This window comes from Glutamicibacter sp. NPDC087661, from assembly GCF_044743275.1.
GTDB lineage: Bacteria > Actinomycetota > Actinomycetes > Actinomycetales > Micrococcaceae > Glutamicibacter.
The window spans coordinates 32,952-53,490 of the sequence record NZ_JBIUWE010000002.1; the positions used below are offsets into that span (position 1 = coordinate 32,952).

The 20,539-nt window shown below is 57.1% G+C and carries 15 protein-coding genes; 1 reads left to right on the forward strand and 14 read right to left on the reverse strand.

All coding sequences use genetic code 11. The annotated features are described in order from the left end of the window. Positions 1-74: 74 nt before the first annotated feature. The 4 genes from ACIOTN_RS06970 to ACIOTN_RS06985 form a co-directional block, all read right to left on the reverse strand. Positions 75-1,160 carry a tartrate dehydrogenase gene (locus ACIOTN_RS06970; RefSeq protein ID WP_400341904.1) on the reverse strand — a complete coding sequence of 362 codons (1,086 nt, stop codon included), beginning with the start codon at positions 1,158-1,160 and terminating at the stop codon, positions 75-77. 38 nt (positions 1,161-1,198) lie between these two features. Beyond that, a complete protein-coding gene (locus ACIOTN_RS06975) occupies positions 1,199-2,137 on the reverse strand; it encodes a phosphoglycerate dehydrogenase (RefSeq protein WP_402735011.1) in 939 nt (312 codons plus the stop codon). Positions 2,138-2,313: 176 nt separating this feature from the next. Then, positions 2,314-3,894, reverse strand: a complete 1,581-nt coding sequence (locus tag ACIOTN_RS06980) for an SLC13 family permease (protein ID WP_402735012.1) — start codon at positions 3,892-3,894, stop codon at positions 2,314-2,316. 357 nt (positions 3,895-4,251) lie between these two features. Further along, a complete protein-coding gene (locus ACIOTN_RS06985; protein ID WP_402735013.1) occupies positions 4,252-5,439 on the reverse strand; it encodes a mandelate racemase/muconate lactonizing enzyme family protein in 1,188 nt (395 codons plus the stop codon). 165 nt (positions 5,440-5,604) lie between these two features. On the opposite strand from ACIOTN_RS06985, the gene ACIOTN_RS06990 reads away from it, so the two are divergent. Continuing rightward, positions 5,605-6,297, forward strand: a complete 693-nt coding sequence (locus ACIOTN_RS06990; RefSeq protein WP_402735014.1) for a GntR family transcriptional regulator — start codon at positions 5,605-5,607, stop codon at positions 6,295-6,297. Positions 6,298-6,990: 693 nt separating this feature from the next. Here ACIOTN_RS06990 and ACIOTN_RS06995 read toward each other — a convergent pair. The 10 genes from ACIOTN_RS06995 to ACIOTN_RS07040 all read right to left on the reverse strand — a co-directional run bounded on the left by ACIOTN_RS06995 (position 6,991) and on the right by ACIOTN_RS07040 (position 19,333). Then, the gene (locus tag ACIOTN_RS06995) at positions 6,991-8,214 is read right to left on the reverse strand and encodes an MFS transporter (protein ID WP_402735015.1); all 1,224 of its coding nucleotides are present in this window, start codon (positions 8,212-8,214) and stop codon (positions 6,991-6,993) included. 46 nt (positions 8,215-8,260) lie between these two features. After that, positions 8,261-9,004, reverse strand: coding sequence for an NADPH-dependent F420 reductase (locus ACIOTN_RS07000; RefSeq protein WP_400341507.1), 744 nt, complete (start codon positions 9,002-9,004; stop codon positions 8,261-8,263). Between the two features lie 96 nt (positions 9,005-9,100). Next, a complete protein-coding gene (locus tag ACIOTN_RS07005; protein ID WP_402735016.1) occupies positions 9,101-9,610 on the reverse strand; it encodes a flavin reductase family protein in 510 nt (169 codons plus the stop codon). Beyond that, complete coding sequence (locus tag ACIOTN_RS07010; RefSeq protein ID WP_402735017.1) at positions 9,607-10,941, reverse strand: NtaA/DmoA family FMN-dependent monooxygenase; 1,335 nt, start codon at positions 10,939-10,941, stop codon at positions 9,607-9,609. The genes ACIOTN_RS07005 and ACIOTN_RS07010 overlap by 4 nt, the downstream gene beginning before the upstream one ends. 515 nt (positions 10,942-11,456) lie before the next feature. Next, positions 11,457-11,858 (reverse strand): MerR family transcriptional regulator, encoded by a 402-nt coding sequence (locus tag ACIOTN_RS07015; RefSeq protein WP_402735018.1) that lies wholly within the window; start codon positions 11,856-11,858, stop codon positions 11,457-11,459. A 652-nt stretch (positions 11,859-12,510) separates the two neighbouring features. Next, the gene (locus ACIOTN_RS07020; RefSeq protein WP_402735019.1) at positions 12,511-13,311 is read right to left on the reverse strand and encodes a 3-oxoacyl-ACP reductase; all 801 of its coding nucleotides are present in this window, start codon (positions 13,309-13,311) and stop codon (positions 12,511-12,513) included. Between the two features lie 55 nt (positions 13,312-13,366). Further along, the gene (locus ACIOTN_RS07025) at positions 13,367-14,767 is read right to left on the reverse strand and encodes an aldehyde dehydrogenase family protein (RefSeq protein WP_402735020.1); all 1,401 of its coding nucleotides are present in this window, start codon (positions 14,765-14,767) and stop codon (positions 13,367-13,369) included. Continuing rightward, positions 14,764-15,321, reverse strand: a complete 558-nt coding sequence (locus ACIOTN_RS07030; protein WP_402735203.1) for a gamma-glutamyl-gamma-aminobutyrate hydrolase family protein — start codon at positions 15,319-15,321, stop codon at positions 14,764-14,766. Before ACIOTN_RS07030 ends, ACIOTN_RS07025 begins: the two co-directional genes overlap by 4 nt. A gap of 999 nt (positions 15,322-16,320) precedes the next feature. Next, on the reverse strand, positions 16,321-17,376 hold the full coding sequence (locus ACIOTN_RS07035) for a DNA cytosine methyltransferase (RefSeq protein ID WP_402735021.1): 1,056 nt from the start codon (positions 17,374-17,376) through the stop codon (positions 16,321-16,323). Between the two features lie 10 nt (positions 17,377-17,386). Beyond that, positions 17,387-19,333 (reverse strand): ATP-dependent nuclease, encoded by a 1,947-nt coding sequence (locus tag ACIOTN_RS07040; RefSeq protein WP_402735022.1) that lies wholly within the window; start codon positions 19,331-19,333, stop codon positions 17,387-17,389. Between the last annotated feature and the right edge of the window lie 1,206 nt (positions 19,334-20,539).

Genomic DNA, 20,539 nt, shown 5'->3' on the forward strand with positions numbered 1-20,539 from the left:
TGAGCGGGGCCATGGGGATTGAAGAAATCAGCATGACCCGGTCATCATTCAACGAGTGAGCCGGGTTCCGCGGTTCAATGCTTGGAGCTGACTAAAGCTGAGACTACGGCTGCCCCTAATTCTGCGGTTGACGCTTTGCCGCCCATATCCGGTGTAAGCACTGCTTGCCCTTGGGACAGCACGGACTCCATGGCATCGGTAATAGCAGTGGCGGCTTTGGTTTCACCTAGGTGATCCAACATCATGGCAGCGCACCAGATTTGTCCGACAGGGTTGGCAATCCCCTTGCCGGCAATATCGGGTGCTGAGCCGTGCACGGGCTCAAACAAGCTCGGATATTTGCGTTCCGGATTGATGTTCCCGCTGGGTGCGATGCCGATGGTTCCGGTGCAGGCAGGTCCCAAATCGGAGAGAATGTCGCCAAAGAGATTACTGGCGACAACGACGTCGAACCACTCGGGATGCATAACGAAATTGGCAGCCAGAATATCAATGTGGAACTTATCGACGTTTACGTCGGGATATGCGTAAGACATCTCCTGAACACGTTCGTCCCAGTACGGCATGGTGATAGAAATTCCGTTGCTCTTCGTCGCCGAGGTCAGATGCTTCTTCGGACGGCTTTGGGCCAGCTCGAATGCATACTTGAGAATTCGGTCTACTCCCGTGCGGCTCATGACGGTTTCCTGCATGACGATTTCACGGTCGGTTCCGTCGAAGAGCTTTCCGCCGATACTGGAGTATTCGCCCTCGGTGTTCTCCCGCACGACATAGAAATCTACGTCCCCGGGCTTAGGAGTAGCCAACGGACTAGGCACACCCTCCAGAAGCTTGACTGGCCGCAGGCTCACGTACTGGTCGAAATGTCGCCTGAACTGCAGGAGGCTTCCCCAAAGCGAAACATGGTCGGGAACGACGTCCGGCCAGCCAACTGCTCCGAAGAAGATGGTGTCGAATCTATTGAGCTGTTCGAACCAGTTTTCCGGCAGCATTTTGCCATGCTGGCTGTAGTAGTTTGCTGATGCGAAATCGTAGTGCTCGTATTCGAGATTGAAGTCGAATATTTCTGCAGCGGCATCCAGGACACGCAGGCCCTCCGGTACCACTTCGGTTCCGATTCCGTCGCCAGGAATGACAGCGACGCGATGAATTTTTGACATGATTTTCCAATCTGCTTGTTGCATGGGGCAGAACACTGCTAGTTGACAGGATGATCCGGTTGGCGGTCGGCCAAGACGTCGATGACTGCCTGGGCGGCGATCATCCCGGCGCGTAATCGAGCTTCCACGGTCTGCCCTGCCAGATGGGATGTGATTATCAGATTTTCCAGTCCCCGAAGGGGGCTGGAATCCGTCATTGGTTCGTGGTCGAGAACGTCGAGCGCGGCACCTGCAATCGTGCCATTGCTAAGTGCGGCAGCCAGAGCGGACTCATTGATCAGCGATCCACGTGCAGTATTGATGATGATCGCCGAATCCTTCATCAGCTCAAACTTCGCCTCATCGACAAGCGGGCCAGTACCGCTTGCACGAGAATGCAGGGATAGATAATCGGCGGACTTGAACACTGTATCGAGGTCGGTGAAGCTAATTTCCCTATCTGAGCTGCTCGGATGTGCTGTGCTTACCAAGACTTTCATGCCCAGTGCGAGTCCCAGCTTTGCTGTGGCCTGCCCGCTCGGCCCGTACCCGATAATGCCCAAGGTTGCTCCATGCAATTCGTGGCCCGCTTTGCGTGGCCACTGCCCTAGCCGAACTGCGCTGGTGACATTCGCCAAATGTCGTGCTGACATGATGAGAAGGCCGATGGCCATTTCAGCGACGGAATAATGATTGCTGCCTGGAGCGTTGCAGACTCGTACCCCATAGTGGCTTGCGGCTTGGACATCAATGGAGTCGTAGCCGACGCCGCTGCGGGCCAGTACCTTGAGGCTGGGTGCTGAAGCCAGCATGTCTCGGGTAATTGGTTCACTGGCAATAATTGCGGCGTCAAAACCGGTGAGCAAGGACATCTGCTGAGTAGTATCGCGCTTCGATTCAAACGGGGCGAAAGTTGTTTCGTGACCGTGCTGCTTGAGCAAATTGTCGATGTCGTCGTTGGGGCGAAGGTAGTCCGTGGTGATTAGCACGCGGCCCATGATTAGTGGTTCTCCATCTTTGAAAGTAAAAATTGATATTCATTGCAAGTCTGAACGTTGGGAATACAACTTCGGGACCCCGGCAGGGCGGCTGCCGGGAATCAATAGTTTCACGGCAGCAGCCCTGCCCCAGTGGCGGTCTGAGAATCATCTGATACTCGTGGCCCGCCATGGGCTTACTGGAAGTCAGCTGGAACGGACATCAGATCGATACCCCACAACACAGGAAGTAGGTAAAGAGCGGCGATGACAATCAGGGCCAACGCGATGAAGTTGAGCCACATTCCAACTCTGACCATTTCGGTGATCTTCACTTTTCCGGTGGCGTACAAGATCGCATTTGGTGGAGTGCCAACGGGAAGCATGAACGCGCAGTTGGCAGCCATAGCGCAAGGGACCATCAACGCATATGGGTGAATTCCCAGTGCCAGCGCGAAAGCTGCCATAACGGGGAGGATCATCGTTGCAGTGGCGGCGTTCGAGGTGATTTCGGTCAGGAAGAGGACAAGAGCGGTTGCCAAGATGATGATGACCACTACATTGGCACCGTCGAGCACGCGCAGCTGGTCACCGATCCAACTCGACAGGCCACTTTCGACAAAGCCTGCGGCAATGGCTAGGCCACCGCCGAACAGCAGGAGGATTCCCCACGGGATCTTCCTCGAATCATCCCAGTTCAAGATCTTCGGTTGCTCGGCCTGCCGTGTGGGAAGCATGAATAGCACCACTGTCGCCATGATGGCGATAATGCCGTCGCTGATTCCCGGCAATAAGTCTTCCCAGATGAATGAACGGGTGACCCACAAGAAGGCAGCTCCGAGGAAGATCGACATGACAGCCTTTTCTTCGCGTGACATGCCACCCAGTGCATTGCGTTCGCTTTTAATGAGTTCCGCACCGCCTGGAAGATGCTTGAATTTCACTTTGAAGGCCACACGGGTCAAGTAGAACCAGGTGAAAGCCAGAAGCAGGATAACGATAGGGATTCCGAAGAGCATCCAACCGCCGAAGGAAACTGATTGGTCAAAAAGCTCGCCTGAAGTTGCGGCGAAAATGGCCAGTGGTGGTGTGCCAATGAGGGTGCCGAGGCCACCGAGAGTAGCCGCGTAGGCAATACCGAAAACTATGGATTTCTCGAATTTCGACAAATCTGCAGCATGCTCACCGCCACGAAGGGAACGCGCGGCCTGATAGGCGACCGCCAAGCCCACGGGGATCATCATCATTGTTGCCGCTGTATTGGAAACCCACATCGACAAGAATGCTGTTGCCACCATGAAACCGAGAACAATGCGTTTAGGGCTGGTGCCGATTGCTGAGACAATCGCCAGGGCGATGCGCTGGTGCAAATTCCACTTCTCCATTGCGATCGCCAAGGAGAACCCGCCAATGAACAAGAAGATAATGTCATTGCCGTATGCGGAGACAACCAGATCCCCGTCCAGGCCACCCGTCAGGGGAAGGAGCACCACTGGCAAGAGGGAGGTAACTGGAATGGGTATGGCCTCAGTGATCCACCAGGTGGCGACCCAAAGCGTCACGGCAAGTACCGCTTGGCCTTGCGGCGAAAGGCCTTCGGGGGAGAAGAAGAACATTGCCACGATGAACAACAGGGGTCCGAGAATCAGGCCGACAATGCGTGAAGGCGTATAACCGGGGCCGGGGCCTTCGGGGTTGGCGTTGGCACCAGGAAGCAGGTCGGTACTCTTTGCTGGGGCGTCGTCGCCCTGCAGGAGCTGCGCGGCCTGATTACTCATGACAAGTTGGGATTCAGCGCGGTGCCGGAATTTGGGAAGGGATAGCAGGCTTTTGGTCTGTCGGTGCGAGTTCCATAGGCTTCCCCAGAGGGAATGCAGAGTAGGATTTTCCATGGCGGCACTTTCTAAGATTGGTTGTTAGAAGGGTATGACGAATAGGCCGAACTTTGCGTAAAGGTTCCCGGAATGCGGGAGAGCTGATGGGGCAGCTGAAAACGAAACGGAGCCGCGTACCGAGAACGGGAGTGGCCAGGCTGCGTTCAGAGGGGCACTAGAGCGTGCAGGAAAAACTTAATTCGAGAAGAACTGGGGGCGGCGATTCCCGTAGACCCGGATGGCAACGGGAATCGCCGTTGATTAGTGAGCTAGAACCGGCTGCTTAGTGTGCAAAGCACGCAGGAGCTCGTAGAACTCTGCCTTGCCTTCGAGCCCGATACCTGGCAGTTCGCCGGGTGCCACTCGGCTGTTGACGATGACTGCGTCGTCGGTGAAGCCGCCGGTGGGCTGGAACTCGCCCGGGTAGGATTCGTTGCCGCCGAGCTTGAGGGCTGCGGCGATGTGCAGGGAGAACTGGTGCCCGCCGTGCGGAATGCAGCGGCGTGAGGACCAGCCGTGCTGGGCCAGCATGTCCTGGATCCGTCGGTATTCGGTTAGTCCGTAGCTCAGCGCTGGGTCCACCTGGATGTAGTCGCGATCCGGGCGCATTCCGCCGTGGCGGATCAAGTTGCGGGCGTCTTGGAGGGAGAAGAGATTCTCCCCGGTGGCGATGGGGTTCTTGTAGTTCTCGGACAGCGTGGCGTTCAGCGAGTAGTCCAACGGATCGCCGACTTCTTCGTACCAGAACAGATTGTACTTATCGATGGCCTTGCCGTATTCCAGCGCGGTTTCGAGATCGAATTTTCCGTTGACATCCACCATCAGGCGGGTTCCGTCACCATCGAGGACTTCCAAGACAGCTTCGATGCGCTTGATGTCATCGGCGAGGTCAGTGCCACCGATTTTCATCTTGACGATGTCGTAGCCTGCGTCCAGGAATCCGCGCATCTCGTTCTGCAGGTCTTCCAGTGTCTTGCCCGGGGCATAGTAGCCGCCGGCGGCGTAGACAAAGACGTCTTCATCCGGGTTGCCATCGCCGTAATGATCGGAGATCCACCGGTATAGAGGCACTCCGGCGATCTTCGCGGCCAAGTCATGCAGTGCCATATCCGCTACGCCCACCGCAACCGAGCGCTCGCCGTGGCCGCCGGGCTTTTCATTGCCCATCATGATGTCCCAAGCCTTCTCGGGGGACAGCTCATCTGCATCGTCCAGTAGATCCTCAGGTGCGGCATTGAGCAGTCGTGGAATCATGCGTTCTTCGAGGATCGCCGTGGCGTTATAGCGTCCATTGGAATTGAATCCATAACCAACCAGCGGTTTTCCGTCAACGATGACGTCGCTGACGAGTGCAAGAATCGTGCAGTCCATTTTGCTGAAGTCGATGTATGCGTTGCGCATGGACGAGCTGATAGGGATAGTTCCGGTGTGTGCAGAGACAATTTTCACGATGTTTCCTTCTCTCGGGAGTTCCGCTTATAAGGCTCTTATAAGAGTCTTATAAGATATTTAGGTACACTATACTGAAAGTGATGCGGGGCACAACCCCTGAGTCCATATAAGAACAAGTAGGGAAAAATGAGTGCAACGAGTACCTTCAGCAGCAAGGGTGCTATGGCATACAGCGAATTGCGCCGCCGGATTGTCTCAGGCGAATTGAAGCCAAGCTCGCGTCTATCGCAGTACGACCTCGCTGAAGAGATGGGCATGAGTATCACCCCATTGCGCGAAGCGATCAGGCAGCTGGCCAGTGAGGACTGGGTGGAGATGGATACGCACCGCGATGTTCGCGTGTCGCCTATGAGTGGTTCTGAGGCTCGTCAGCTGCTTGAAGTTCGCCTTTCAATGGAGCCGGCAGCGACACAACTCGCGGCGCTGCGTCGTACTGACCGTGATATTGAGGAAATGAAGAGAACTGCAGCCGAGCTCCTGCCCGTAACGCGTACCTGGGGTGAGGAAGCGGTCGCTGCGCACCGGGCGTTTCATCGTGCAATTTATGTCGCGTCGCATAATGACGTCATGATCCGGCTGCTCGATGACCTATGGGATAAGACTGACAGGTATCGCCGCGTGGGACTGGAGCTGCCGGCCGGAAATGAGCCAAGAACACTCGATCTAAACCAGCACTACGAGATTCTCGATCTGGTGATTGCCGGCGACGCTATGAGTGCTGCTGAACTGTCTCATGCCCACATCGTCAATAGCCTGACCGCTGCCGTGACCGGCGCATTGGAAGATCGCGAATACCGCATTTCCGGCGAGGTCCCGCAGTCACTGTGGGGTCCGTCAAATGTTGGAAATATCTGATCGAAATTGCTGGCTCACCTGTGAGTCGCGTAAGTCGTGATCTGCGCTGGCAATAATCGTCGGAGGGGTAATGAGTGCTTGCGCTTGTGCCTGCGCGGCAGCTGCGTCGGCTGACCGCGGATGGCAATGCCCAATAAAGTGAGATAGAAAAACGCTGACGTAGGCGTAGTTTGCCGCATCATTGCTTGCGGCAGGCATCCGATGCCAGCTGGTGCTTCAAGGTGTTGGAATTCTCCACTGTAGTGAAGGCAGCAGGCATGGCTTGCGGTATCGCGTGCCCTCGGGCCAACCGCGAAGTGGATTCGGCTACTCGTGAACGGATCTGGTTTAAGTGCTGTCGAGAATCCCACCGGGCGCCGCGGATGCAAGTCGTGCGACCGACTGGCTGCAATTCTCGAGCGCACGGCCTTTGGGCCTCCGCTACCCGCCGCAGTGGAGCTGTTTGCGTTATTTGGCGCGGGGGATGCTCCACTAAGAGCCATCCGTTGGTGATGCACCTGATTGAACGCCCGAGGTGAACGGTGCGAATTAGTGGCCGGCCTAGGCAGGCCCACCGACGACCCCGCGCTGGACAATAACTTCTTGAACTGGCACGATTGTGCGCCGATGGGCCGGAATATCGGAGGGCTGCGCAGAATGCGGCAGGAGGTTAACCCAGCACTCCTACCGCATTCCGCGTTTATGATTCTGGGATCAACCTGCCAGTGGCCGGGGTTTGACCAGCACCAGGATCACGGCGCCGAGCACGGCGGTGAGACCGCCAAAAACCAGAGCGGTTTGCACGCCCGCACCATCAACCAGGAGCCCGCCCAGGAATGCACCGAGGGCGACCGCCACCTGGAACACCCCTGTTTGGAGCCCACCGATGCTCTCGAGGCGGTCCGGTTCGGCTCGTGCTAGCCAGGCCGAGAAGATGGTAGGCAGAGCGCCGAAACCGGCTCCCCAGAGTGCGGCGGCGACGAAGAGCAGACCGGTGCTGCTGCCGAGCTGGGCGAAGCCGATCATTGCTAGACCGAGCAGCAGCGGGAAGATCAGCGAAGCGCCGCGCAGCATGCGGTCAGCCAGCGGCCCGGCGACCACGTTGCCGCCCACGATTCCCAGACCGTACACCAGCAGCAGGGCCGCGAGTTGCTCCGGATCCAGTCCGCCCAACCCGGTGGCTGCAGGGCGGATGTAGGTGAAGCCAGCGAAGTGCCCGGCACCCATCAGGGCCAGGGTGAACAGGCAGATGGCAATCAGCCGGGAACGCAGGGTCTGCCCCAGTGCTCGGAAGCCTCCCGAAGGGCCGGCCAGGACCGATGGTAGGGTGACTGCCTGGATGATGACCGCGAGGATGCTCACGCCGGCGGCCAGCACGAATACCGCGCGCCAGCCCCACACCTCGCCGAGCAGCGTGCCCAGCGGGACGGCGGCAACGGTGGCCAGCGAGACGCCGAGGTTCACGACCGTCAAGCCCAGTCCGAGCTTCGCGGGCGGAACCAGCCTCGCGGTGATCGAGATCGCCAGCGACCAGAAGCCGCCAATCGCGATGCCCAGCAGGACGCGGGCCGCGAGCAGGACCGGGTAAGCCGGGGCGAACGCCACCAGCAGGTTGGAAGCCACTGCAAGGGCCGAGAGGATGATCATCAGGCGCCGACGGTCCATTTGCGGGATCAGGACGGGAATGAGCAGGCCGGAAACCGCTGCGACGACGGCGGTGATGGCGACGGACTGGCCGGCCAGGCCCTCTGTCACCGACAGATCCGCGGCAACCCGGGAGAGCAGGCTTGTCGGCAGGAATTCGGCCATCACGAGGGCGAAGACGCCCACGCCCAGCGAGGCTACCGCCGCCCATGATGCGCTCTGCGCCGGGGCTGGATTGCCGGAGGATGATCGGCCGCCGACTTCCTGTATTGCTGTCGATTCGTGAGGAGTCACTCGTTATTCTTCCTGGCTTGTAGGGTGAAGTGTGGCGTCTGCCGCGTCAGCTGTAGCAGGCGCGGTTGATCGCGACGAGGAACTTGCCATCCGGGGTGCCTCCGGCGGCGATGTAGCCGCCGATGGCCTCCATGGCCAGATCCCGGCGCTGCGGCACGCGCTCCTTGTCCGCGGCTGCCAGGAAGGCGGGCATCGCCTCGCGCGTACGATCCGTGCAGTAGACCGGTGCGCCGGGTTGCTGGCGCCAGGACTCGGCGAGGACCCCGGCATCGACGGCATCGAAGCCGGTTTCTTCGACCAGGGACATCGCGAGGCTCCGGTGGTCCTCACGGTCGGCCGCCACCGGAATGGCCGCCCGGTCCGTATGGCCCGCCTCGGTGGCTTTCGTATTGAAGGACTGGGAGGTGATGGCATTCCAGGCTTTGGCAACGGGGCGGCCGAACAACTGGGATGACCAGACGCTCTCAGGTTGCCCGGCTTCAAAGGCGGGGATTATGCCGTCACGGAACGGGTAGTAGTTGGAGGTGTCGATGACCACCGCGGATCCGGGGGCGCGCCGGACGTAGGCGGCGATGTCCTTGTTGCGGTTCATCGGAACCGAAAGGATCAGGACATCAACGCCGTTGGCAACTTCGTCGGCGTTGACCGCTCGCGCACCGGCGCTCAAGGCCGCGGCGGGGATGGTCTGCGGGCCGCGGGAATTCGCGATGGTGACGCTGTGTCCGTGGCGGCTGAGCCGCCGGGCGATGGTCGAGCCGATCGAGCCGGCGCCGATGATTCCGATTTCCATAATTCTCCTTTGCGGGATCTGTGCTTCTCAATTCTCAACCTTGCCATTGATGTGAAGGTCAAGTCCCGAGTCTGCGAATGTGACCAAAACGTGGTGCTACCAGCGAAGTTCGCGGAATTTGCCTTGGAAGTACAGCAACGGTTCAGTGTGGCCGCTAGGTGAGGTTCCCACCTCTGTCACACGCCCGAGCACAATGCAGTGGTCCCCGGCATCGTGCTCGGCGAAGATGGTGCAGTCCAGCCACGCCAGGGTGCCATCGAGGATCGGGTTTCCCCGTACCGCGGTGCTCCATTGGATGCCATCCCATTTGTCTCCGCCTTTTCGAGCGAACTGATTGGCGACTGCCCCCTGCCCGCTCGAGAGCACGTTGACCGCGAAGCTTCCGGTGTCGCGGATCCGCGGATAGCTGGCGGAGGTTTTCATCACGCTGAAGGACACCAGCGGCGGATCGATGGAGACGCTGTAGAACGATTGGCAGGTGAACCCGACGGGCCCGTGGCTATCGTGGCCGGTGATGACCGTGATGCCAGGGGCAAAGCTGCCGACGGTACTGCGGAATATATCCTGGTCAATTTCGTGGATGTGGTTGCCCTCGGTGGCACTCATTGCGCAGGGTTCGCCAGTCGGGTATCCAGGCCGTACTGGGCCGGGGCGCCGAGGTGCTCGCGCAGCGTACTGCCTTCGTAGTCCTCGTGGTACAGGCCGCGCTGCTGGAGCAGCGGGATAACCTCGTCGACGAAGGTATCGATTCCGTCCTCGTAGACATCTATGGATACCCAGAAGCCGTCGCAGGCGCCCGCCTCGAACCACTGCTGCATGTGATCCGCAGTGACCGACGCTGGACCAACAGGAGTGGGGTGGTAATCGATAACTCCGTGGGCCAAAACCTCACGCAGTGTCCACCCTTCACGTGCCACCTCGAGAGCACGTGGGGCACGTGGGTCGAAGGGGCTGGGCTGGGCACGCTCCAATTGGGCGCTCCGCAGCGGCTCGTCGAGCTGGCTCTCATCGAGAGCCAGCCCCAGCATGGAGCCCAGATAAGGAACCAGAGCCACGGCGGCTCGATCGCCCAAGGCAACTCGGCGATCCACGGCGGCTCGTTTGGTGGCGCCGATGGCCGGCATGACTCCGGCGATGAACTTCACCTCGTCGGGGTTGCGTCCGGCCTTGCGCGCCGCCTCCCGGACGGCTTCACGCTGGGCGCGCGCTTCCTCGATGGTGAACACGGCGCCGATGACGGCGCTGGCGTACCGGCCGGCAATCTCCAGGCCGTTTGCACCTCCGCCGGCCGAGAAGATCACCGGTTGCCCCTGCTCCGAGGGCGGGATGGGCAGCGGCCCGCGGGAGGCGACATATTCACCTTGCAGGTTGACGGCATTGATCTTCGCTGGATCGATGAACTGGGCGTTCGCTTTGTCCTTGATCCAGGCATCCTGCTGCCAGCTGCCCCAGAGCGCCTGGGTGATCTGGATGCTCTCGTGCGCCCGCTGGTAGCGTTGCGGCCGGGGTGCTATTTCCTGCCCGAAGTTCGCGGCAGAGGCAGGGTCGCTGGTGGTCACGGCGTTCCATCCGGCGCGGCCGTGGCTCATCACGTCCAGGGCCTTGAACTGGCGGGCGAGGTTGTAGGGCTCGTTGAAGGTCGTGGATCCGGTGGCCACCAGGCCGATGCGCTCGGTCGCGCGGGCGATGGCGGCCAGGGTCAGCACCGGTTCAAGGGTCAGCATTGGCGCCTCCTGCATCCCATCCGCCTTATAGGCCAGGAAGTCGGGCAGGAACAGGAACGCGAACTTGCCGCGTTCGGCCGCCTGGGCGTAGCGCACGTGTGCGTCGAAATCGGCGTAGTTGGCCGGGTCCACGCCGGTGCCACGCCAGGCCGCGCCATGGGTTCCGAACCCGTTGCCCAGCTGCATACCGAGAATCATTTGGGAAGTTGACATGGGTGTTCCATTTCTGGCCCTCATGCGGGCCTTGGGCAGTTAATGGGTGTAAATACCGGGGTTGCTGCGACCGCGAACGACAGGTTCTGCGGCCGGATGCAGTAGTGAGTCGTGGTCTTGCCCACGAAGAGGGTTCTCCTGGGGAAAGTCGGGGCGAGAATGCTCGTCGCATCGAGGATCGCGCGGATGAGCCGTGGGGCTTCTTGCGCAGCGCAAGGCAGTACAAGCAATAGCCATGGCGCGGGCTTCCGCCCGGCCAAAGGGCGCTGCGTTCAACGCGGGGTCCGGGCGTAACGCGGCGGACGCCGTCGCTATCGGCGTCATCAGTTATATGGGACCGGAGAGTCGACTCGTTCGGGTGCGGAAGCGCGCCCCATGACTGCGCGGGCGCGACGGAAGCCCGTGCAGAGGCTGCTCGAAAACGGCTACCGCCGGCGGTCGAAGGTGGGTAGGAGGAAATCACCTACCCATTGTGCAACCCTCTCACCAATGTCAAGGTCAAATCGGGAGCCTTGCTACGACGCTTTTCGGTCCGAGGTGGCGCCTTCCTGGGCGCTGGATGCGGCCTCCAGCGCCTGGATATAGCGGGTGATCGCATCCCGGTTCTGGGACAGGACATCGATCTTTTCTGTCATCCGGTCCCGTTCGCGTTGCAGGACCACGAGAAGTCCCGGATCCGGATCGTCGACAACGACCGTTTGCGGCTGGTTCAGGCAAGGCAGGATGAGGCTGATGATCCGCGTCGGGATGCCAGCGTCGAGGAGTCCGCGGATCTTCCCAACCCGGTCCACCAGGTATTCGTCATATTCCCGGTAGCCGTTGCTCAGGCGGCGTGGTGTCACCAAGCCTTGCTCCTCGTAGTAGCGCAGCATTCGGGCTGGCACCCCGGATTTCTGTTCCAGTTCTCCAATGCGCAAGAAGCATCCTTTGTTGGTGGCGGCGGAAGCCTGATCTGAGTATCACACCAGTGTAAAGGTTGAGTTTGGCGTTGGCTATCGGCTGGAAGGAAAGAACTTTCATGAAGATCGGTGCGGGCCGGCTTGTCTCGGGCTGGCTTCCCCGTCCCGGCTAGGTGCATTGTGCAGACTGGAGGCCGCTATGCGATCCAGCAGTCGCGTGCAGTTACCGCGTGTTGCCTGCAACCCGAGGGGAGTCCTGCTGCTATGTGTTGCGAGAGTTGAAGCCGCTTGGTTGGAGTTTGCGATTGCCATGTCGCTGGCTGGAAACAAACCCGAGCGTGCGTTTCTGCGGGCGAAGCCTGCCGGCAATGGACCTTGGCTGGCAGCTCTGGGTTCCGGTCATTTTGAACTGCGAACCAGCTCTTCGGCGGACGCTACACTGAAGCCCAATCCGAATTCGGGGGCCAAGTTCTCGGCTTAGGAGAAGACCGGGATGAGCCTCACTGACTGGGACGTTTCATCCGGCAGCCCTCGGGCCGTTGCCCGCCGATTAATTGGGGATGCTGGAGCACATCGAGCTGGCAGAAGGGCGTTGGCAAAGAAATAGTAGGCACGAGTGCTCCCCAGAACTGGACAATCAGTTGCCAGCTTCTGGGGAGCATTTCGCTATTTACAGCGGGGTCACGTAGGCTCCAGCGATGCCGCCGTCCACCAGGAACTGGCTCGCGGTGATGAAGGAGGAATCATCGGAAGCAAGGAAGGCTACCGAGGCCGCCAGCTCATCCGGTTCTGCGAAGCGACCTAGCGGCACATGGATCAAGCGACGTGCTGCTCGCTCCGGGTCCTTGGCGAAGAGCTCCTTTAGCAGCGGGGTATTTACCGGGCCGGGGCAAAGCGCATTGACCCGGATGCCCTGCCGGGCGAACTCGACACCGAGTTCGCGGCTCATGGAAAGCACCCCGCCCTTGGAAGCCGAGTAGCTGATCTGGCTGGTCGCCGCACCCATGACAGCGACGAAGGACGCGGTGTTGATGATGGAGCCCTGGCCCTGTTCCTGCATGTACGGCAGCACGTGCTTGCAGCAGTAGTACACGCTGGTCAGGTTGACCTCCTGGACCTTGCGCCAGGCATCGATGCCGGTATCCAGGATGGAAGCGTCGTCTGCCGGGGAAATCCCCGCGTTGTTGAATGCGATATCCACCGAGCCGTAGGTCGACTTGGCTGTGGCGAACAGGTTCTTGACGTCTTCCTCATTGGTGACATCGGTGCGGACGAAAAGCCCGCCGACTTCTTCGGCGGCTTTCTGGCCGATTTCCTCGGCGCAGATATCGCCAATAACCACCTTGGCGCCTTCATGGGCCAGGCGCTTGGCCGTAGCCAGGCCGATGCCGGAGGCTCCGCCGGTAATAGTGGCGACTCGTCCGGCAAGCCGATTGGTGACCAAGCCGTTGTATGGGGCAGTTTCGCTCATCTGATGGTTCTCCTTGCTAGTGATTTGTTTTAGTTGGATGATGCTTTGCGATAAATCAGCTTTCGGTGTCAATGAAGACGTTCTTGACCTCGCTGAAGGCTTCGAGAGCATCTGGTCCCAGCTCGCGGCCGAGTCCGGATTTCTTGTAGCCGCCGAAAGGAGTGGAATAGCGCACCGAGGAATGGGAGTTCACCGACAGGTTCCCGGCCTCGACTGCGCGGGCCACGCGCAGGGCGCGGCCCACATCCCGGGTCCAGATGGATCCGGAGAGCCCGTACTCCGAGTCATTGGCAATGCGGATGGCATCGGCCTCGTCCTCGAATGGGATTACCGCAACGATCGGGCCGAAAATCTCTTCGCGCAGGATCCGGTCCTGCGGATCTTCGGGAACCACGACCGTAGGCGGGAACCAGTAACCCTCGCCCTGGGGGATCTTTCCCTGGTAGGCGATATCGCTGCGGGGGTTTCCCTGTTCATCGAGCAGGAACGAAGACACCGTTTTCAATTGCTTGGCGGAGACCAAAGGGCCCATCACCGTAGCTTCGTCGCTCGGATCCCCGACAGTAACCGCCGCGACGGCCTGGGTGAATCGCTCCATGAACGCATCCAGAACGCTGCGCTGCACCAGGATCCGGGAGCGTGCGCAGCAGTCCTGTCCGGCGTTGTCGAAGACACCGCCCGGTGCCTGGGCGGCTGCCTTGTCGAGGTCGGCATCGGCGAAGATGATATTGGCGCTCTTGCCGCCCAGCTCCAGGGTGACACGCTTCAGCTGGTCCGCGCATCCGCGCATGATGCCCTGGCCCACTTGGGTGGAACCGGTGAAAACAACCTTGCGGACGTCGGGATGGGTGACAAAGCGCTCGCCGACTACCGAGCCCTTGCCCGGGATGACGGTGAAGACACCCTCGGGGATACCGACCTCGCGGGCCAACTCGCCCAGGCGGATGGCGGTCAAGGGTGTCAGTTCCGCTGGCTTGAGCACGACAGTATTGCCCGCGGCCAGTGCTGGGGCGAACCCCCACGCCGCGATCGGCATGGGGAAATTCCATGGAACGATGATCCCAACGACACCCAGCGGTTCGTGGAAGGTAACGTTCACTCCGCCTGCGACGGGAATCTGCTTGCCGAAGTTCCGTTCCGGGGCTGCTGCGTAGTAGTTCAGCACATCCCTGACGTTTCCGGCCTCCCAGCGGGCGTTGCCGATGGTGTGCCCGGCATTGAGCACTTCCAGCTGGGCCAGATTCTCCAGATCGCGGTCTACTGCGGCCGCGAATCTGCGCAGCAGCGCGGCGCGCTCAGCAGGAGCGACCTGGCTCCAGGCGGGAAAAGCCTCGGAGGCCCGGGCAATTGCGGCATCCGCCTGCGCGGTATCAGCCAGCGCGACGTCCTGGACTGCTTGCCCAGTCGCCGGGTTGATCACGGTAAAGGTGTCTTTCACTGCGGTATCAGTGCTCATAGCGCTTCCTGTGGTGTCGAAATAGATTTGCTGGTGGCGTAGTCATGCGCAGCCTGGATGAAAGCCTGCATGAGCCGGATATCTTCCAAGTTCTCTTCCGGGTGGAATTGCGTGCCCAGAACCCAGCCTCGGGCCTGCGGCATTTCAACGATTTCCACCGTCCCGTCGCTGGCGCGGGCGGTGACCTCAAGGCCTTTGGCTACCTCCTGCAGGGACTGGTGGTGGTAGCACGGAGCACTGGCCTGGTTGCCCAGGATCTGCTCCGCCAGAGAACCCTGCGCGGTGGTGAAATCCACTGTGCCGAAGACCCCGGGAGCTGGCTGGTACTTTTCGGCAGCATCCGGAAGGACATCGGGCAGGTGCTGGTTCAGGGTTCCGCCCTGCTGCACGTTGAGCACCTGGGCGCCACGGCAGATGGCGAACAGCGGAACGGCCCGCTCCAGCGCGGCGGCGGCCAAAGCCATGTCGTGCAGGTCCCGCTCCGGCTGTGCCGCCGTGCGCGGGTGCGGTTGATGCCCGTAGTTGGCAGGATCCACATCCACGCCGCCAAACAGGGTGAGTTAGAGTAGATAAGCTATCGAATAACTGAAAATAGCGCGTAGCTGATAATATTCAGTTGATTGACATGACCGCCGAGTGTTCACGGCTCGGATCGGAGGACGAAGTGTTTGACCTAGCCTGCTCAGACGCTTTTCTCACGCCAAAGTACTGCCTTTACGTCAACTCTAAGTCATGACATTGATTGATCAGAAAATTCATCGGATTACCTATTCGCGAAATTGGAAAAATGAACATCAGCTCAAAAGTGCCGAATAGTGCGAGTTGGTACGGCTGTTCCGGCTACTGGGTACCGCTCCATTCCTCCGATCGGGTACTCCGATAACGGGTTGCTGGTACTGCCGGCGGTCTGATGAACGCCACTACCGATCAGGCCAACAACTTCACGCCGCTTTCCGGGTCGTTCAGCAGGCGTGCTTCCAGATACCCAGGCGTGAAGACTCAATCTACCTCTGCTGCGGTGCGTGGGCTGAGCCCAGCCCCTCGCAAAGGCAGCTCGTGGGAACACGCTTCGGGCCTGCCTTCACAGGGCGCGGGGACATCCGGTGTGCGACCATTGCGCCTGGGTTACCTCGGCGAAACGACTTGCGATGTCGTCAGCGAGGCAAATCGAGTTCGCTGAGGAGACTCAACGAGGCAGTATGGACATTCCATGTCTTGTGTAGTGCAGCAGTGGCCGGGGTGGTGTTCTATAGGCCGCGCTGCATTCGATGCTTACTTGTTGTCGCAGGAAGCACAGTGCGTCAATGGCATTCTTACAGTTCCATGAGGGTGGAATAACGGTACCAACACGCTGGAACTGAAGTACCTTCAACCCCTATTCGGCAAAAGAATAGAAAAGTCGATCGTCATATCCATTACTTGAAATTCAAATTTTTTTAGATACATATATTTCTGTCCTCCAATGCTGGACCACCTGGTACAGAATGAACCTGCGAATAGTGAGAATTCGACTCTTCCGTGGTTCTGCAGAATTAACAAACGATGGATTGAAATTAGGTTTTCGACGCAGCAGATTTAAGGAAGGCCTCTCCAACACGCTGGGCTAGTAAAGGTGGTACTGCATTCCCAACTTGTTTTGCTTTGTGCGAGATACCTCCAAAGAATCGAAAGGTTGGGGGAAACGTTTGCAATAGAGCTGCTTCACGGACGCTGAGAGCCCTGTCTTGTTCGGGATGGCCAAAACGACCATTCGAATAACTGATGCATTTTGTGGTCAGCCCGGATGCAAGACGGTCCCACGCGAGCCGACCGTACACATCACTATGTCCCAGGTGAGTTCGATGGCATTCAAGCATTAATTCCTCAGGCCACGATTCCCGCCCTTTTCCTTCGGCAGTTGCCTTTATTCTTTCGAGGTTTTTTTGCGAGAGATTCGCGGATTGATGATCTGGATCATCTTCGCATTGCTCTCCCGCTGCAATTGGAGGCAGAGAACCAATCGCATCTCGAACGGTAACTAAAGGCTGTAGTAAGTCGCCGTGAGTTGGTTGAGGGATTGAGATCTCGGTATAAAGAGAAGCCATCAACATGAGCCGTTTTCGCGTTTGAGGAACACCAAAATCACTGGATTTTACTACTCGATATTCAATATTGTATCCATTGTCCAATAGGCCTCTTACGAATAACGCAAAAGGACCATTGTCTAAATCAGCTTTTTGTATTCCTGGAACGTTTTCTACGAAAACAAAAGCAGGTTTGATGCCTTGTATGAACTTCAAAAAATGCAAAAGCAAGCCGCGACGAGGATCCGAGGAATCCGAATACTGCTGTTGTTTGGAGAAAGGTTGGCATGGCGCGCAGCCAGCGAAAAGAGTCCGTTCTGGAACACCAACAATCGCTTTCACCTCGTCAACCATCAAATCATTTATATCTTTTTCTAAAAATAAAGCATCAGGGAAATTCTGCCGAAAGGTTGTTGCTGCCGATGGATCATTGTCGATTCCAGCAAGAACTTCGAAACCAGCTGCTTCGAACCCGGAGCTAGTCCCGCCACATCCGGAGAAAAAGTCAACAACCTTATATTTGTCGATGCTTCCAAGGTTTTTCATGTATAAACTTTCAGGACAGAAATTCTTTTATAGTCTCCATGAGGTCAAAGAACTCCTTGGTGTCCTTAACATCTCTAATATGCATTCTTTGCGCTGACAAAATATCTTCACTAGACAAATCTTCAGCAGTTCGGTCAATAAAGATATCTAATGCACGTTTTACCCAAATATCCTTATTTGACTTATTCGCAAAATTTTCTCTGTTTAATGACTTAATATTGAATGCGGCCTCAGCCAAAAAAATTTCAGGGGTTTGGAAAGGGAGGTATTTAACATTTGAGCGTATCCATTGTATTATCTCTTTTCCATTTGTTAGTGACTCTCGCTTTCCTTGCGCGCCGCCACTGAATGTCAGGAGGCTGTTTGTAATAGAAAGCCGACTTAACTCTAGTTCAACCTTGCTATCGCTTAGCTCATCTAGCTTCCTCGGGAGGCGTTTGAGATTAGCTGGTATTTCATGCGGTTCCCGAGGCCAAGTACTGACCCACTCAATGCTCTTCATTATATCGCAGTCCGAAGTGCAAGCATGAGTGTTCGTGCTAACGTGTTCGGGCTGCACGAAATCTTCGCTTGTATTGAGACCTACATAGTATTCTTCCGTTGAACTATTGAGTATAAATTTTTCCTGGTCACCATCAAGTATGACGAGGCTCTTATTATTGGAACGCGCAAGCAGAGGCACGAATTTTCCCATAATGGAATCAGCACCGCCGAGCGGTCGGACCTCTGCTTTACCGTAACCAGGGCCGATACATTTAATTGCAAACTCAACGATGGCTTGCGCGAGTTTATCCTCAACATAAATTACCTTACTTGGTACATCCAACCCCAAGACTCTAAAGGCTTCATCGGGCACGCAGGACTGTGACAACAGTTCAGTAAGGTTGGTCGCAGGATTATTGCTCAGAACCTTGATTGCGTCACTCGGGAGATCTCGTATTATTTCGTTAGAATGCGTTGCCAATACAAACTGAATCTTATTCTTAACACATTGTTGCGAGATAAATTCCATAAGTTTATGCTGAGCACCTGGGTGGAGTGAGACCTCCGGTTCGTCTAAGATTATTAAGGAATTTTTGGGTGCAGAAATAATCTCCCGTACAAGCATTACTACCGCATACTCTCCACTACCAGCAAAAGCTTCCGTGTAGTCCTGATTGGGGGAATGAAGGCGGATGGTGTGACCTTCCATCCCATAGAGTGAATGCTTAAGTGAATCGATTTGAGAATATTTTTTCTGAAGTATTTTCTCAATAGCAGCCACCTCTTCCGCGGAAAAAGTGACGGGCCGTTCCACCACTCTCTCTAACTTATAGTATATGAAATTGCTTAAGTTTTCATCGAAAATTTTGGATACTTTCTCAGCGCGAGTTCGCAGGAAATCCTTACGTTTAAGGGTTGTCTCATATTTTCCGTTGTAATTAAAGTGGTAAAATAAATCAAAGGCAGGTATATCTTTTCTGAAGTCAATATATTTCACGTTTTTGTCGATGGCTTTCCATCTGGTTTTCACGCGAAAATCTAAATCGGCTTCTTCGGTATCACCAATATCCGGCATTCGCTCCATTTGGTCATCAGGGCCTGTTAATGGGCGGGAGGGTTCCCAGATATCAGGATTGCCAGTTCTTGATATTCTAGATTTGACGGATTCGACTAGTCTGTTACTGCCTGCATTATAGCCATGGATGTAACGGTAGCGTTGTGAAGGTGAGATTGGGTCCAGGGATGTTGTGAACCAATAATTTCCAAGACTAACCTGATCGGGGCAGGCTTCAATGGCTCGAAGGATTGATGTTTTACTTGCACCATTGGGTCCTACTATGGCTGTAATGGGATGGGTGAATTCAATCTTTGTGTTAGGGGTTATATTCTTATAAAGAGGGAACCTGATATGCCTGAGGTACGGCTCATAGTTCCCCTTTTTTAATTCGTTTTTAATTTTATCGTGAATATTCAATGTACTGTAATCCTGAAATTCAAGGCTGGATGACTTTGCTTGTTTGTCTTCTGTAACAAGCTAATGCTCAATATAGATGATTTGCAAGTATCGTCTGGAGATTCAATGAGATATTACCTTCCCTTCGAAATTTTAGACCGTATTAGCTTAAACGTATTCCGGAAAGCAGGTGGTGCGCCACGGTCCGGATAAAGCCGAGGGCATCACGAGAATGAAAATTCCTGCGTGAACACTGTAGTTTGCTCCCCTTGATGAACAATGCCACCTACTATCCCCAGATCTGATCTCCACACGACAGCACGTCACCGAAACCCGCGCGGTCATAGAATGCAAAGTTTTCCAGGACTAGAGTTACGCCACCGTCATCATTGCCCTAACCCCGGTGCATCAGTGGATAGGACCAGCATGAATGCTGGGCATGGTGTTCAGCAGACGCAGTTGGCAGCGCATGTGTATCGAAAGTGAAGCATGCGTGCGCGATTCGGATAGCACCCGGAAATCTTCACCTCGCGGGCCCAATAGCTGCACGGGGCACCGAAGATCCGATACAACCGATAACCGACCAGCGTAGAAGACGCGTCCTTGGGGCGGCCCAGCCCGCTCCAGAGTCATTCCGGGTATCACGGCATGGAAGCGTCTGCGGGAAGCTTCGCCTGTCGACCCAACCGCGTTGGGCTTGACCGGCTGAGACTTGCTCATCTTCGGCTTTCGTCTCAATGCTTCGCATTGCCGACCAGAAGCCGAGAGAATGCCGCAGCTTGCCCATGGTGGTCGCCATGAGCCCGGTTCGGAGGACTTTGCCCGCGCATCGTATCCAATGGACTTTTCGTGCTTCGGGCCAGCTCTGCTCGGGTTGCATTGATGCGCTACCCGATCGTTACATCAGTGCTATCCGATGGGCGCACAGGTGCTTCCAAATACGTCTGCTGTACAGCATGGTCCATGGACGGTCGAAGCAGGTTTTTAATTCCTGTCTGCAACACCGGGAGCATGCCTGGCGTGCCGGGGTGCAGATTGTTGCGACGGACGGGACCGCCGGGTTCAAGACCGCGGCGGTGGAATAGCTGCTACTAGTGGTGGAAGGGCTGGATCCGTTCCACATGGTGAAGCTGGTAGGGACTGCGTTGGAGAAAGCCTGACATCGATTCAAATTTGAGACCCTGACCCGGCGGGACCGGAGCAAGGAACCGTTGTCTCGGGTACCAA